Annotated in this window: 8 protein-coding genes; 5 read left to right on the top strand and 3 right to left on the bottom strand. The window is 70.1% G+C overall.

The window, feature by feature from the left end:
• The first annotated feature begins 87 nt into the window (after positions 1 to 87).
• Entirely contained in the window at positions 88 to 540 is a 453-nt protein-coding gene (soxR, locus tag ACWDNU_RS07320; RefSeq protein WP_344284167.1) for a redox-sensitive transcriptional activator SoxR, read from the top strand.
• A 366-nt stretch (positions 541 to 906) separates the two neighbouring features.
• Here the strand turns inward: soxR and ACWDNU_RS07315 are convergent, their stop codons facing one another.
• Positions 907 to 3159 carry an ATP-binding cassette domain-containing protein gene (locus ACWDNU_RS07315; protein WP_449668129.1) on the bottom strand — a complete coding sequence of 751 codons (2253 nt, stop codon included), beginning with the start codon at positions 3157 to 3159 and terminating at the stop codon, positions 907 to 909.
• Positions 3160 to 3444: 285 nt separating this feature from the next.
• On the opposite strand from ACWDNU_RS07315, the gene ACWDNU_RS07310 reads away from it, so the two are divergent.
• Positions 3445 to 4545 carry an aldo/keto reductase gene (locus ACWDNU_RS07310; RefSeq protein WP_449668128.1) on the top strand — a complete coding sequence of 367 codons (1101 nt, stop codon included), beginning with the start codon at positions 3445 to 3447 and terminating at the stop codon, positions 4543 to 4545.
• Positions 4546 to 5691: 1146 nt separating this feature from the next.
• Complete coding sequence (helR, locus tag ACWDNU_RS07305; RefSeq protein ID WP_449668127.1) at positions 5692 to 7875, top strand: RNA polymerase recycling motor ATPase HelR; 2184 nt, start codon at positions 5692 to 5694, stop codon at positions 7873 to 7875.
• A 3-nt stretch (positions 7876 to 7878) separates the two neighbouring features.
• On the opposite strand, the gene ACWDNU_RS07300 is transcribed toward helR, so the two are convergent.
• Positions 7879 to 8844, bottom strand: a complete 966-nt coding sequence (locus tag ACWDNU_RS07300; RefSeq protein ID WP_449668126.1) for an Lrp/AsnC family transcriptional regulator — start codon at positions 8842 to 8844, stop codon at positions 7879 to 7881.
• A gap of 111 nt (positions 8845 to 8955) precedes the next feature.
• On the opposite strand from ACWDNU_RS07300, the gene ACWDNU_RS07295 reads away from it, so the two are divergent.
• Positions 8956 to 10368 (top strand): amidase, encoded by a 1413-nt coding sequence (locus tag ACWDNU_RS07295; protein WP_449668125.1) that lies wholly within the window; start codon positions 8956 to 8958, stop codon positions 10366 to 10368.
• A 396-nt stretch (positions 10369 to 10764) separates the two neighbouring features.
• Here ACWDNU_RS07295 and ACWDNU_RS07290 read toward each other — a convergent pair whose 3' ends face one another.
• On the bottom strand, positions 10765 to 13893 hold the full coding sequence (locus tag ACWDNU_RS07290) for a BTAD domain-containing putative transcriptional regulator (RefSeq protein WP_449668124.1): 3129 nt from the start codon (positions 13891 to 13893) through the stop codon (positions 10765 to 10767).
• A 95-nt stretch (positions 13894 to 13988) separates the two neighbouring features.
• Here ACWDNU_RS07290 and ACWDNU_RS07285 point away from each other — a divergent pair, with 95 nt between their 5' ends.
• Positions 13989 to 14855, top strand: a complete 867-nt coding sequence (locus tag ACWDNU_RS07285) for an NAD(P)-dependent oxidoreductase (protein ID WP_449668123.1) — start codon at positions 13989 to 13991, stop codon at positions 14853 to 14855.
• Positions 14856 to 14886: the final 31 nt, after the last annotated feature.

Genomic DNA, 14886 nt, shown 5'->3' with positions numbered 1-14886 from the left:
TTCCCGCGCGATCACCGCCGCCTTCCTGGCGGTGCTTACAGTGGACTTCATCAAGCGGACTTGATGTCAAGCACGGAAAGAGCTGCCATGCCCCAGATCACGCGCGAGGTCGTCTGGCTGAAGCCGGGACAGATCGCCGAACGCGCCGGCGTGAGCGTCCCGACGCTGCACTACTACGAGAGCCGCGGGCTCATCGCGAGCAGGCGCACGAGCGGCAACCGGCGCGAGTACCGCCGCGACACGCTGCGCATGATCGCCTTCATCCGGACCGCGCAGCGCGTCGGGGTGTCGCTGGAAGAGATCAAGGACGCGCTCGCCGAACTGCCGGACCAGCGCATCCCCACCAAACGCGACTGGGAGCGCATCTCCCGCCGCTGGCACGACCGCCTCACCGCCCGGATCGAGGAGCTGACCGCGCTGCGGGACCGCTTCACCGACTGCATCGGCTGCGGGTGCCTGTCGCTGAAATCCTGCCCGTACTCGAATCCGGACGACGTCCTCGGCCAGGGCGGCGCGGGGGCGCGGCGGTTTCCGCATTAGGTTCCCGCGCGCGCCCCGTGCCGCACGGTTTCCCGCGCGCTCCCCTGCCGCACGCCTCGCGGGTCGCGGATCGCGGTCGCGGATCGCGGTCGCAGGTCACGGGTCGCGGGTCCGGATCGCGGCTGCGGATCGAGCGGGTCCGGGTCCGCGGGTCCGGGTCGCGGGTCGTGAGGGGAACTTCGAGGGACTCAGATTCCGTGAAGGGGCCCCTCACGGACGTCGGCGGGTCGTGAGGGCCACCCTGAGGGACTCAGAGTCCGCGAGGGCCACCCTCACGGACCCGAACTGCCGTGAGGGTGGCCCTCACGGAACCAGCGGGCCGGACCAGCGCGCGAGCAACAGGCCCGCGCGCCAGAGGGGGCGCCGTTATCCGCCGAGCGCCGCCCGGAAATACCGCCCCGTGGCGCCGTCGTGCTCGGCGAGGCCCTTCGGCGTCCCGGTGTAGAGCACCTGGCCGCCGTTCTCGCCCGCGCCGGGGCCGAGGTCGAGCACCCAGTCCGCGGCGGCGACCACGTGCAGCGAATGCTCGACCACGACGAGCGTCCGGCCCTCGTCGACGAGCCGGTCCAGCAGCGCCACCATCCGCGTGGTGTCGCTGGGATGCAGGCCCGCGGTGGGTTCGTCGACGAGGAGGTCGTCGCTGGTCGAGTCGAGCTGGCGGGCGAGTTTCAGCCGCTGCCGCTCGCCGCCGGAGAGCGTGTCGAGCGTGCGGCCGCTCGCCAGGTGCCCGAGTCCCAGTTCGCCGAGCAGCGCGGCCAGCCGAACCACGTCCGGATGCGGCACATACCGGGCCAGCGCCGACACCGGCGTGCCCAGGACCTCCAGCACAGTCCGTCCTTCGAGCCGCGTTTCCAGTGCCTCCCGGCGGAATCCGGTCGCGTCGCACTCCTCGCACGGCGTGTCGACGTCCTCGAGGAACGCCAGGTCGGTCCGCCGGACACCGGTGCCGCGACAGGCCGGGCACCCGCCCTGCGAACGCGGGTTGAACAGCTTCGGCGACTCGCCGCTCGCCTCCGCGAACGCGCGCTGCACCGGCTCGGCGAGCCCGAGCCAGGTGCCGACCGTCGACCGCGACGTCGCGACGATCTGGCTCTGATCGACCACCGTGAACCGCGGGTGCCGCTCGGCGAGTTCGCCCGCCAGCGTCGACTTCCCGGACCCGGCCACCCCGGTGATCACCGTGAGCACGCCCGTCGGCACATCGACGTCGATGTCGCGCAGGGTGTGCCGGTCCAGCCCGCGCAACGGCAGCCAGCCGGTCGGTTCCCGCAGCGTGTCCTTGAGCCGGACGCCGGTGCGCAATGCCCGCGCGGTCGTCGTGTCCGCCTTCCGCAACTCCGCCGGCGGACCGTGAAACACCACGCGTCCGCCAGCTTCTCCCGCACCCGGCCCCAAGTCGATCACGTGGTCCGCGGCGACCATCACCGCTTCGTGGTGGTCCACCACCAGCACCGTGTTGCCGTGATCACGCAGCCGCCGTAGTACATCAACGAGGGACGCGACGTCGGCGGGATGCAGCCCGTCCGTCGGTTCGTCGAGCACGTACGTGAGGTCGGTGAGGCTCGATCCCAAGTGCCGCACCAGTTTCAGCCGCTGCGATTCGCCGCCGGACAATGTCGGCGTCGCGCGGTAGCAGTGCAGATGGCCGAGGCCGAGCGTGATCATCGATTCCAGCCGCAACCGCAGTGCCGCCACCAGCGGCCGCGCCCACTCGTGCTCCACTCCGGCGCAGAACTCCAGCAATCCCGCCGCGTCCCGGTACCCGAGGTCCACAATGGACAAACCGTTGATCCGGCTCTCCCGCGCGGCCGGAGCGAGCCTGCTGCCGCCACAGTCCGGGCACGGCCGCTGCCGGGTCACGTCGGCCAGCGCCGCCCGGACCGCCGGCCCCATCTTGGCCTCGCGTTCGACCAGCAGCCGCCGGATCCGCGGCACCATCGACTGGTACTTGGCGCTGGCCGGGAAGCGGGGCAACGGATTCGGCGGCTTCTGCGTCGGCCCGTGCAGCAGGAACTGCACCAGCTCCTCAGGCCACTCCCGCAACGGCAGATCGTTGTCGAAGAATCCCGAGTAGACATAGCGCTTCCAGATCCAGCTGTCGACCGCGAAGCTGGGGAAGACCATCGCGCCGTCGTTGAGCGAACGGCTGCGGTCGATCATCCGCTCGCCGTCGATGTCGGTGACCGTGCCGAGCCCCGCGCAGGCCGGGCACATGCCGGACGGATCGTTGAAGGAGTAGGCGGGCGAGTACCCCGCGGACGGTTCGCCCAAGCGGGAGAACAGCATCCGCAGCATCGTCCACACCTCGGTGGCGGTGCCGACCGTGGACCGCGAATTCGTGCCGAGCGGCCGCTGGTCCACCACGACGACGGTGGTCAGCCCGCTCAGCGAGCTGGCCTCGGGAGCCGGATCGTGCGGCAGTTTGGTCCGGACGAACGCGGGCATCGTCGAGTACAGCTGCCGCCGCGACTCGGCGGCCAGCGTCGCGAACGCCAGCGACGACTTGCCGGACCCCGATACGCCGGTGACCGCGACGAGCTGGTGCTTCGGAATGTCGACGTCCACGTCGGCGAGGTTGTGCGTGCGCACACCGCGGAGGCTGATCATGTTCGACGGCATGTCTTGCAGCGTACGTCCCGGTGAGGTTCGCTCAGCAGCCGTGGTGCGCGACGTCGCGGAACACCGGCCGGACCGCGCAGCTTCCTCCGCTCCCGCTGATGTCCGCGAGGGGAACCCTGACGGAATCAGAGTCCCTCAGGGTTCCCCTCACGGACATTCGAGCGCTCTTCGCCCCGCGGCGGCTCCCAGGAGATTGGACTTGCTGGTCCATTTTTCCGGAGGCACCCTGGCCGGGCCAGGCGGGCGCGGCCCGCGCGTGTTTTCGGGAACGGAGCGATGACCCCGATGTCTCTTGACCAGTATTACCTGCTCGGACGGTCCGGATTGCGGGTCAGCAGGCTCGCGCTCGGGACGATGAATTTCGGCACTGACGGATTTCACGCGGCCTACGGGAAATCCGAGGAGGAAGCGCGGCCGATCTTCCGCAAGTACGTCGAGGAAGGCGGCAATTTCATCGACACCGCGGACTTTTACACCGCGGGCGAGAGCGAGCGGCTGCTCGGAAAGTTCATCGCCGAGACGGGCGAGCGGGATCGGCTGGTGCTGACGTCGAAGTTCACCAACAGCGTCGCCCCGGGCGATCCGAACGCGGGCGGCAACGGCCGCAAGCACATGATCCGGTCGGTGGAGGCGTCGCTGCGGCGGCTGGGCACCGACTATCTCGACCTGTTCCTGCTGCACACGTGGGACCGGATCACGCCGGTCGAGGAGGTGCTGCGGACGTTCGACGACCTGGTGCGGGCGGGGAAGATCCGGTACGCCGGGCTGTCCGACGTGCCCGCGTGGTACGCGAGCCGCGCGCAGACACTCGCCGACGCGCATTCGCTGCCGCCGATGATCAGCCTTCAACTGCCGTATTCGCTGATCGAGCGGACGATCGAGACCGAGCACGTCCCGGCAGGCCAGGAGCTGGGACTGGGAATCACCGCGTGGAGCCCGCTCGGCAGCGGGTTTTTGAGCGGCAAGTACCGCAGTTCCTCGGCAGGCCTAAGCGGCGACGGACGGTTGACGGGTGCTGCTGGGACCTGGACCCCACAGCAGTGGGAACTGCTGAAGACGCTCGAGACGGTCGCCGACGAGCTGAACGTGACGATGGCGCAGGTCGCGATCAACTGGGTCGCGACGCAGCCGGGCATCGCATCGGCGATCGTTGGGGCGAGCAGCGCGGACCAGTTGGACGCGACGATGCACGCGCTCGACTTCACCCTGCCCGCCGACCTGCGCGACACCCTGGACCGCGCGAGCGAGGTGCCGCCTTCCGGGCCGTACCGGATGTTCACGCCGGACTACCAGTCGTGGCTGATCAACCCCGGCGCGAAGGTGGGCGACAAACCGGAGGGCTATCGGCCGGCGGTGCGCAACTGGGTGCCGGCGGAGCAGCCGTGAACCGCGCGGGATTCCGCGCACTGGTGAAAAATGATTTCCCTCGCCCTTTCTAAGATATAGCGCACCCCGGGGCTTGCCGCAAGCCCCGGGGGATGCCGCACAATCGCTGCTCGACCATGAAATTCGGGCTGTCGGGAGCGAACGTGCGATTGTTGCGGGCAAGTTCGGGGCTTGGGGCGTGCGGGAAAGTCGCGTCGGCAGCGACGGGCCCGATGCGACCGCAGGGGACGCGTTCGCGCGACTCCTTAAGGACTCTCTCGCCAGACGGAGTGATCGCGCGGCCGAACCGCCGACGACCGTCGCGCGACTCCGCGACCGGACGGGCCCGCGACCCGCCCGCTCCGGCGACTCGGAGTCCGCCCGGAAATGCCCGGCCCGCATGACGATTGCCCAATCCGCCCGGCTCGAGCGGGCCCAGCCCCGTGGCCCGATGCACGCAGCCAGCCGCGATGACCCGAACCGTTCGCCATCAGCCGACCCGCCACCGCTAGCCGGAGGCGCGACTGCCAGGCGCACGACGTCAGGACCTGACCGACCTGACCGACCGCGACTGGGCCCGACCGCCCGCCCCAGCTCGAGACTCCGCCCGCCAAGCCGCATCAGCTCGAGACTCCGCCCGCCAGGCCATGGTCCCGGGCGCAGCTCCGGACTCGAATCAGCCGCCAGGACCCGACCCGCTGCGCCGCGACCCGCCTCGCCTGAAGGCTCGGCTCAGCCAGCCTCGACCGATCCCGGTACGCCCTGCTTTCCGCCAACCAGGCACCCGGACTCGCGCCGAGCCCCCTCCCCCGTTCACCGCGCGACGATGGGGCGGCTCGGCTCGGCTCGGCTCGGCTCGGCTCGGCTCGGCTCGGCTCGGCTCGGCTCGGCTCGGCTCGGCTCGGCTCGGCTCGGCTCGGCTCGGCTCGGGAGAGCATGCGGCCAGCCACCGCAACCCGCCAGCCACCGCAACCCGCCAGCCACCGCAACCCGCCAGCCACCGCAACCCGCCAGCCACCGCAACCCGCGACGAGACAAAGCCGGAAAAGCAACCAGTCCCACCACGCCACTTGACAGAAGGTGGACAATAAAAAATCGACGCGTCTTCACCAGGAAATCAGAAGTTCGCGCCGAATCTGGGTTCAGAATAACAGCAGCGAGGGGCACGTGTCAACTCAGGGGTACGAAGAAGAACTGCGGTCCGAACAGGACTACGTCGCCGGGCTGTACCGGCGGCTCGACGACGAGCGCGAGCGGGCCGATAAGCGCTACACCGCTGCCCTCAAGCGAAACGACGGGACTCCGGGCGAGCGCGAGGTCGAGGTGCGCGCCTTGACGCGCGAAAAGCGGCGGTTGGCGTTCGCCGACTCCGGGTTGTGTTTCGGGCGGCTCGATTCGCTCGAGGGCGACCATTCCTACATCGGCCGGGTCGGGCTTTTCGATCAGGACGACGAGTACAAACCCGTTCTTCTCGACTGGCGCGCTCCGGCTTCGAGCGCGTTTTACACCGCAACAGCCGCCACGCCCGAGGGCATGCGGCGACGGCGGCAGTTCCACACGCACGGCCGGCAAGTCACGTCCTTCACCGACGAGGTCTTCGGGCGTGGCGGCGGCAGCGACGAGGAGAACGACGCCGACGCCGCGCTGCTCGCCGCGGTCAACGCGCCCCGCGGGGAGGGGATGCGGGACATCGTCGCGACGATCCAGGCCGAGCAGGACCGCATCATCCGGCTCGACCATCCCGGCGTCCTGGTCATTGAGGGAGGGCCAGGAACCGGGAAAACGGTCGTGGCGCTCCACCGCGTCGCGTATCTGCTCTACACGCAGCGCGAGCGGATGGAGCGCCACGGCGTCCTCGTCCTCGGGCCGAATCCGGCGTTCCTGAACCACATCGGCCGCGTGCTGCCGTCGCTCGGCGAGTCCGACGTGGTGTTCACCACCCCGGGCGGGCTGCTTCCGGGGCTGCGCACGCACATCGAGGACGAGCCGGAAATCGCGCAGTTCAAGGGATCTCTGCGGATGCTCGACGTCCTCAATGCGGCGGTCGCCGACCGGCAGGAGCTGCCGCAGGAGCCCATCCTGATCGAACTTCGCGACATCACGGTCCGGATCGACGGTGCAACAGCCGAGTGGGCGCGCGACGAGGCGCGACAGAGCGGAAGACCGCACAACGAGGCGCGGGCGACGTTCGTCGAGATCGTCACGTACGTGCTCACCGAACGCGCCATGGCCCGCATCGGGCGCGGTTGGCTCACTCGCGACGACAAGGAGGAGTGGGAGGACCTCCGTTCCACGCTCGTCAAGGAACTCCTCGCCGACAGCGCGTTCGTCAAGGCGATCGACCGTCTCTGGCCGATCCTCACCCCGGAAAGCCTGCTGGCCACGCTGTATTCCTCCCCCGCGCGGCTCGCCGCGGCCGGTGCCAGCCCGGCGCTGCTGCGCGAGCAGGGCGATGCCTGGACGGTGTCGGACGTCCCGCTCCTGGACGAGTTGATCGATCTCCTCGGCAAGGCGCCGGACCGGGCGAAACAGAAGGAGGACAAGGCCGAACGCGAGGCGGAGGCCGAGTACGCGGCCGGCGTGCTCGACATCATGCGGCTCGACCGCGAGGAGATGGACGAGGACATCGGCCTCTCGGCGGAGCACCTGCTCTACGACACCGACCTGGCCGAGCGGTTCGTCGAGTACGACACCCGCGACCTCGCCGAACGCGCCGCCGCGGACCGGGACTGGACGTACCGGCACGTCGTCGTCGACGAGGCCCAGGAACTGTCCGAAATGGACTGGCGGGTGCTGATGCGGCGGTGTCCGAGCCGGTCGTTCACCGTGGTCGGCGACCTGGCGCAGCGCCGGTCGGCGGCGGGGGCGCTCGACTGGGGCACGATGCTGGATCCGTATGTCCCGGGCCGCTGGGCCTACCGTTCGCTCACCGTCAACTACCGCACCCCGGCGGAGATCATGGTCGTCGCGGCGGCGGTGCTCGCTGAGTTCGCGCCGGGGGTCGAGCCGCCGGAATCGGTTCGCGCGTGCGGGATCCGGCCGTGGTCGCGGAAGGTCACCGACGACGAATTGCCTGCCGCGGTGGAGGAATTCGTCCGCGATGAAGCGGGCAAGGAAGGGACCAGCGTCGTGATCGGGCCGCCGGACGTGCCGGGTGCGGTGCTGGCGTCGGAGACGAAGGGGCTGGAGTACGACGCTGTGCTTCTCGTAGACCCGGACCGGATTCTCTCGGACGGTCCGCGCGGCGCGGCTGAGCTGTATGTCGCGCTTACCCGGGCGACGCAACGGCTCGGCGTGCTGCACCGCGGCGCGTTGCCGTCGGTGCTGAACGGGTTGGCGGAAAAGGCGTAACCGTCAGGAGCGCAGCTCGGGAGCGAGGACGCTGCTGCGCTTCAACGCTTTCAGCACCACCCCGGTATGCACCGAATCCGCCTGCCGGGACCATCCGGAGCTGCCGACGAACTCGTGCAACGCGGCGATGTCGGGCAAGGTCACGTCAGCGAGCAGCTGATACTCGCCCGTCATCGCCGCCGCGTACCGCACGTACGGCGAGCCCAGCAACGCGCGGCCGATGTCGTCGACGTCGTGCGGGCGGCACCGGATCCACAGCAGCGCCTCGACCGGCAGCCCGAGCACGGCCGGCTCCACCACGGCCCGGATGAACACCTTTTCCTCCCGCCGCAACGCTTCCAGCCTGCGGCGGACGGTCGATTCCGAGATCCCGGCGGCGCGGGCGAGCTCCTCGTGGGTCCGCCGGCCGTCCTCGCGCAGCGCGCGCACGATGGCGCGTTCGTCGCTGCTGAAGGCGACGCCGTCAGGCTGCCGGGGCTGCGGGGTCGGCTGCGGCAGCGAGGAGATCGCCGACGTCTCGTAAGGACTGAGCAGGCCGGGCTGCCATTCGTGGATGGTGCGATAGTAGCGGGTGACGGTATCGGCCGTCAGATCGTGCAGGCCGGGGATTGCCGCCATCTCGTCGAACATGAAGGTCGGCAGCCGGCCGCGGTCGCAGAAGACCTCGGCGACCAGTTCGCCCTGTCCGGTGATGAGGTAGCAGAAGCTCGTCTCCGGCCGTCCCGCGAGCGCGGTGCCCGCCGGACGGCCGAGCCCGGCCCGGCAACGGCCGCGGACCAGCAGCGGCACACCGTGCGGCGAAACGGCGACAACCGTCACGACGCCGGTGCGCAGCAGGTGCGTCCCGCGCCGGGCCACCGTGCGCTCCGGCGCGTCCAGCACCTCGGCGATCCGTCGCCAGGACGCGCGGCCGTCGACTTGCAGCGCGCCGGCGATCCGGCGGTCGAGGGGGTCCAGCCGTGCGGTCATCAGCCAATACTGTGGCTGATTCCGTCATTTGTCGAGCAGCTCTTGTCTGACCCCAGCACCACGCGCGAAGCTGACGTCGCGAACGGACACCGGGGTCAGGAAGGGAAGCCAGTGAGCGCCGAGGAGATCTGTTACCTGCCCGCCCGTGAACTGGCCCGGCGGCTGCGCACCCGCGAGGTGTCCGCCCGCGAGGTCCTGCAGGCCCATCTCGACCGGATCGAGCAGGTCAACCCCCAGATCAATGCCATTGTCACGCTCACCGCCGAGCGCGCGCAGAGCGAGGCCGCGGCCGCTGACGAACGTCTCGCGCACGGCGAGGAGGTCGGTCCGCTGCACGGGATTCCGGTGGCGCACAAGGACACGCACGACGTCGCCGGGGTCCGCACCACCTACGGCTCCCCCATTTTCGCCGACCACGTGCCGGACAGCGACACGCTGGTCGTCGAACGAATCCGCAACGCGGGCGCGATCACGCTCGGCAAGACGAACGCGCCGGAATTCGGGGCCGGTTCGCACACCATGAATCCCGTTTTCGGAGCCACGCGCAACCCGTATCGGCGGGATCTTTCCGCTGGCGGCAGCAGTGGCGGCGCGGCGGCGGCGCTGGCCGCGGGTCTGCAGCCGCTCGCCGAGGGCAGTGACATGGGCGGTTCGCTGCGGAATCCGGCGTCGTTCTGCAACGTCGTCGGGCTGCGTCCGTCGCCGGGACGCGTGCCGACCTGGCCGGCGACGCTGCCGTGGGAGGCGCTGGGCGTGCAGGGGCCGATGGGCCGGACGGTCGCGGACGTCGCGCTGCTGCTGTCCGTGATCGCCGGGCACGACGAGCGCAACCCGATCTCGCTCGACCAGCCCGCCGCGCCCTTCGCCGGATCGCTCGACGCCGACCTCGCCGGGCTGCGTGTTGCGTGGTCGCCGGATCTGGGCGGCCTGCCAGTCGACCCGGCGGTCACCGCGGTGCTGGAACCGGCGGTGAAGGTGTTCGCCGAGCTCGGCTGTCGCGTCGAACCGGCCTGCCCGGCCCTCGCCTCCGCCGACGAGGTGTTCCGCACCTTGCGCGGCTGGCTCTTCCACGCCGGGTTCAGCGGTCTGCTCGAAGAACATCCTGACAAGATGAAGCAGACCCTCAGGGACAACATTGCTTTCGGCGCAACGCTTTCCGGTGCCGACATCGCGAGCGCGCAGACGCGGCAGCTGCAGCTCATCAGCGGGATGCGGGAGTTCTTCAGCCAGTACGACCTGCTGCTCGCGCCGGTGAGCCAGGTGCCGCCGTTCCCGGTGGAGTGGGAGTATCCGGAAACTGTTGCCGGGCAACCGATGCACGACTATCTGGAGTGGATGCGCTCGGCGTATTCGATCTCGGCGACTGGCTGCCCGGCTCTCTCGGTGCCTGCGGGGTTCACCGAAGACGGACGGCCGGTGGGGCTGCAGATCATCGCACCGATGCGGGGCGAGCTAGGGCTGTTGCGCGCCGCGCACGCTTTCGAACAGGCCACTGGGTACGGGAAGCAGCGGCCGGTCTTCTGAGCTGCCCAGCTCGCCGCCCGCGCAGAACTCGGCTGCACCGAGAATGCCGCTCGCACGGGCGGTGATCCGGTCCACGTCCCCGCGCTCCGCGACGGGCAGCGCTGCGCCAACCCCGGCGCGAGAAGCCGCAGCCGCACGGCTTCGCGAGCCGCACCGGCCAACGCATGTGCGCCCGCCAAACCCTCCAGCTCGTTCTCGGCGACCGGCTGCCCGGCCCTGCCGGTGTCTGCGGGGTTCACCGAAGACGGACGGCCGGTAGGGCTGCAGATCTTCGCACCGATGCGGGCCGAGCTGGGGCTGTCGGCGCCGCGCACGCTTTCGCACGGGAGCCAGCGGCCGGTCTTCTGAGCTGCCCTGCCGCGCAGGCCAAGGTCCGTGAAGGCCTCCTTCCGGGAATCAGATTCCCTCAAGGAGCCCTTCACGGACCGTCAGCGGCGCTCCCAGCTGGCCGCCCGCGCGGAACTCGGCCGCGAAATCCTCCGCACCGAGAATGCCGCTCGCGCGGGCGGTGATCCGGTCCACGTCGCCCCGCTCCGCAGCGGGCAGCGGTGCACCAACCCTGGCGCGAGAAGCCGCAGCCGCGCCCAGCAACCGCGCGGCTTCGCGGGCCGCACCGGCCAACGCGTGGGCGCCCGCCAAACCTTCCAGCGCCAGTGCAATCGCGCGCGGATCCCCGGTCCGGTGGGCGATCTCGTAACCTTCCCGCTGCCGCAGCAACGCGGCCTCCGGAGCTCCGCGCAATTCGGCGACGAAACCGAGTTCCGCGAGGATCAATGTGTTCCCCGGTTCGAAATCGACCTGCTTGTTCCATTCGAGCAGCGTCCGCAAATGCCGCTCGGCGAGATCGAGGTCGCCCTCGCGCCGGGCGCCGAGAGCCAGCCCGGTCAGCGCATACATCTCCCCCGGCGTGAAGCCGTGCTCCGCGGCGACCTCGCGAGCGCGGTCATGCAGTTCGCGGGCGGCGGTGTAGTCTTTGCGCAGCAACGCAACCCGGCCCAACCACGACAGCTGGTATGACGCTTCCGGCCACAAGCCCAGTTCCTCGGCGATCCGCAATCCGTCGACGTGGACCGCCTCAGCGCGCGCGTAGTCCCCCGCAAGGGAACTGAGTGCGCCCCGCGCGAAAATCGCCTGCAGCTGGCCCCATTTGTCGCCGATTTCGGTGAACAATTCCGCGCAACGATCGGCGTAACGCCATGCTGCCGCGACATCGCCTCTCGACAACACCTGGCTCGCGCGGTCGCCACTCGCCGCAGCGATTCCCCACCGGTCGTCGACAGCCTCGAAGGCGGCGAGGGCGTCCAGGGTCAGCGGTTCGGCACCGGTCAGATCGGCCACTGTGGACAGTGCGTAGCCGATGAACCACTTGGCTCGGGCGCTCATTGGCTGTTCGGCCACGGGACGCCAGTCGGGCCGGTCGCCAGCCAGGATGCCGAGCGCGGTGAGCGTCGCCTGTGCTTCCGCGCGCAGTTCGGGATCGCCGCCGGGCAAGCCGAGCGCGGCGCGCAGGGAACGCATCGCCTCGGCCATCCGGCCGCGCAGGAATCGGTACCAGGACAGCCGGTTCGCCAGCCGCAACGCGTCGTCGGCGCTCCCCCAACCGGCCAGATTTTCCGCTGCGGCACGGAGATTCGGCAGGTCCGCATCAAGGCGTTGCAGCCAGCGTCGTTGGTCGCGACCGCGGAGACCAGCGTCCGCGACACCGGCGAGCTGGACGTAATACTCCGCGTGCCGACGCCGCGTCTTTTCGACCGCGCCGGCCTCGCGCAGTCGCTCCAGGCCGTAAACCGCTACCGATTCGAGCAGCCGGTACCGCGCGTTGTTCGCGGGCACGACCAGCGAGCGGTCGACGAGCTTAGCCAGCAGACCCAGCACCTCGTCTACTTCGACGCCGTCGCCTGCGCAGACTGCCTCGGCCGCGTCCAACGCGCAATCCTCGGTGTGCACCGATAGACGTTGCAGCACAAGGCGTTCAGGCTCGCTCAGGAGTTCCCAGCTCCAGTCGATCATCGCGCGCAAAGTCTGCTGCCGGGCGGGTACGCCGCGACGGGTGGTGTCGAGCAGGCGGAACCGATCATCCAGACGGCGCAGCAACTCCTGGACGCCCAGCGCGCGCACGCGGGTCGCGGCTAGTTCGAGTGCCAGCGGCAATCCGTCCAGTTTCCGGCAAATCTCCGCGACCGCAGCCGAATCAGCACTGTCCACAGTGAACCCGGTGTCGGCTACCCGGGCGGTGAAAAGCTGCGCGGCGCTGTCGTGGTCCAGCGGCGGCACCGGGAATTGCGTTTCCCCGGTAATCCCGAGCGGCTCCCGGCTGGTGGCGAGGATCCGCAGTCCGGGCGCGGCCGCCAGCAGTCGTGCGGTCAGCACGGCGACCGGCTCGATCAGCTGCTCGCAGTTGTCCAGGACGACGAGGGTTTCCTTGCCCCGCAACGACTCAGCCAGCCGTTCCACGGGATCCGCCTGCGAAGGAACCGCCGCGTCCCGGATTCCCAGCGTGGCGGCGATCGCCTCCACGACCCATTCGATCGGCGGACATTGGCTCAACGCGCATTCATGCCGGTCCATGCCGGTGAGTTCCACGAGCCACGCGCCCGCGGCGAAGTCGCCGCCGAGCCGGTGCGCGGTCTCCAGCGCGAGCCGGGTTTTGCCGACGCCGCCGGGCCCGGTGAGCGTGACCAGGCGAGACTCGCTGACGAGCGTGCTGACGGCCCGCACCGCGGCGGTCCGGCCGACCAGTTCGGTGAGCGGCACCGGAAGCTGCGGGACGACGGCGGTCAGCGCCGGGTCCTGCGCCAGGATCGACCGGTGCAGCGCGGCGAGTTCGGGCCCCGGGTCCAGGCCTAGCTCATCGGCTAGACAGCGGCGCAACTCGTCGTAGGAGGCCAGCGCTTCGCTCTGCCGGCCCGCCGCATACAGCGCGCGCAACTGGAGAGCGCGCAGGCGTTCCCGCAACGGATGCTGGCGGACGAGGTCGGCGAGTTCCGCGGTGAGCGCGGCATGTTCGCCCAGAGCGAGCCGGGCGTCGGCGAGGTTTTCTTGCGCGGCAAGGCGATCCTCGTCGAGCCGCTGGATCACCGGCTGCGCGAAGGGTTCGTCGGCGAACTCGGCGAGCGCCGGGCCCCGCCACAACGCCAGCGCTTCAGTGAGCAGCTCGACCTTCGACTGCGGATCCGCCGCCGTGCTTGCCGCAACGGTTAACACACGAAACCGTCCGACGTCGACCGCCTCCGGCTCGGTCCGCAGGACGTAACCGGGTGCCTGATGGACGAGCGCGCGACCCTGCCCCGGTTCGGCGGCTTCGAGCGCACGCCGCAGTTGCGAGACTTTCGTCTGCAGCGTGTTGACCGGATTGCCGGGCAGCTGGTCGCCCCACAGGTCGTCGGCCAGCCGGTCCGCCGACACCGGAGCGCCCTCGTGCACGAGAAGGACCGCGAGCAGGGTCCGGACCTTGGCCTCGGGCACCCGGACCGGCTCGCCGTCGTCGCTGGTCACGGCCAAGGGCCCCAGGATGCCGAATCGCACAGAACCACCGTAACCGCATCCGTGCGCGGACCCCCAGCGAACCGTGCGCGGCGCTCGGCACCGTGGTCGGCAGATCAACGAACTGGAGGGACGACATGTCCGGGAATGCGACCTCGGCGACCGTGCTGGGGCTCGGTGCGATGGGCAGCGCGCTGGCCGGCGCGCTGCTGGAGACGGGACGGCCGGTGACGGTCTGGAACCGCTCGGCGGACAAGACGAAGCCGCTGGTGGCACGGGGTGCGGTGGCGGCGGGGTCGGCCGCCGAAGCAGTCGCGGCGAGCGAACTGGTGATCGCCTGCCTGCTGGACGACGCGTCGGTGCGCGAGGTGCTCGGCACGGCTTCGCTGGCGGGCAAGACGGTGGTGAACCTGACCAACGGCACCCCTCGGCAGGCCCGTGAGCTGGCCGGATGGGTCTCGGAGCAGGGCGGGAAGTTCCTCGACGGCGGGATCATGGCGGTGCCGCCGATGATCGGGCAGCCGGGCGCGTTCGTGTTCTACAGCGGGCCCAAGGACCTCTTCGACACGCACCGCGCGGCGTTCGACGCGTTCGGCGGCAGCAACTACGTCGGCGAGGACCCGGGGCTGGCGGCGTTGCACGACCTCGCGCTGCTGTCGGGGATGTACGGCCAGTTCACCGGCATCTTGCAGGCTTACGCGCTGATCCGCAGCGAAGGCTTGTCGGCGGTCGAGTTCGCGCCGCTGCTGAGCGGATGGCTGACCGCGATGAGCAGCTTCGTCCAGCAGGCCGCTGTGGAGGTCGACAGCGGCGACTACGCCCAGGACGTCGTGTCGAATCTGGGCATGCAGGCGGCCGCGTTCGACAACCTGCCCGCCGCGGCGGCTGACCAGGGCGTCAGCTCCGACCTGCTCGCGCCGCTGCACCAGCTGCTCCTGCGCCGGGCCGCCGACGGCCACGGCGCGGAAAACCTCACGAGCGTCATCGAACTGCTGAAGAAATAAGGAGAAACCCGTGAATGTGACGTTGATCGGG

The sequence above is a fragment of the Amycolatopsis sp. NPDC003676 genome, assembly GCF_053587275.1.
Note: the sequence above shows the minus strand (reverse complement) of the source record. Positions and strands in the feature narration are given on the sequence as shown.

Coding starts and splice junctions, on each gene's coding strand:
- soxR (WP_344284167.1), top strand. CDS start 88: ATGCCCCAGATCACGCGCGAGGTCGTCTGGCTGAAGCCGGGACAGATC.
- ACWDNU_RS07315 (WP_449668129.1), bottom strand. CDS start 3,159: ATGCCGTCGAACATGATCAGCCTCCGCGGTGTGCGCACGCACAACCTC.
- ACWDNU_RS07310 (WP_449668128.1), top strand. CDS start 3,445: ATGTCTCTTGACCAGTATTACCTGCTCGGACGGTCCGGATTGCGGGTC.
- ACWDNU_RS07300 (WP_449668126.1), bottom strand. CDS start 8,844: ATGACCGCACGGCTGGACCCCCTCGACCGCCGGATCGCCGGCGCGCTG.
- ACWDNU_RS07285 (WP_449668123.1), top strand. CDS start 13,989: ATGTCCGGGAATGCGACCTCGGCGACCGTGCTGGGGCTCGGTGCGATG.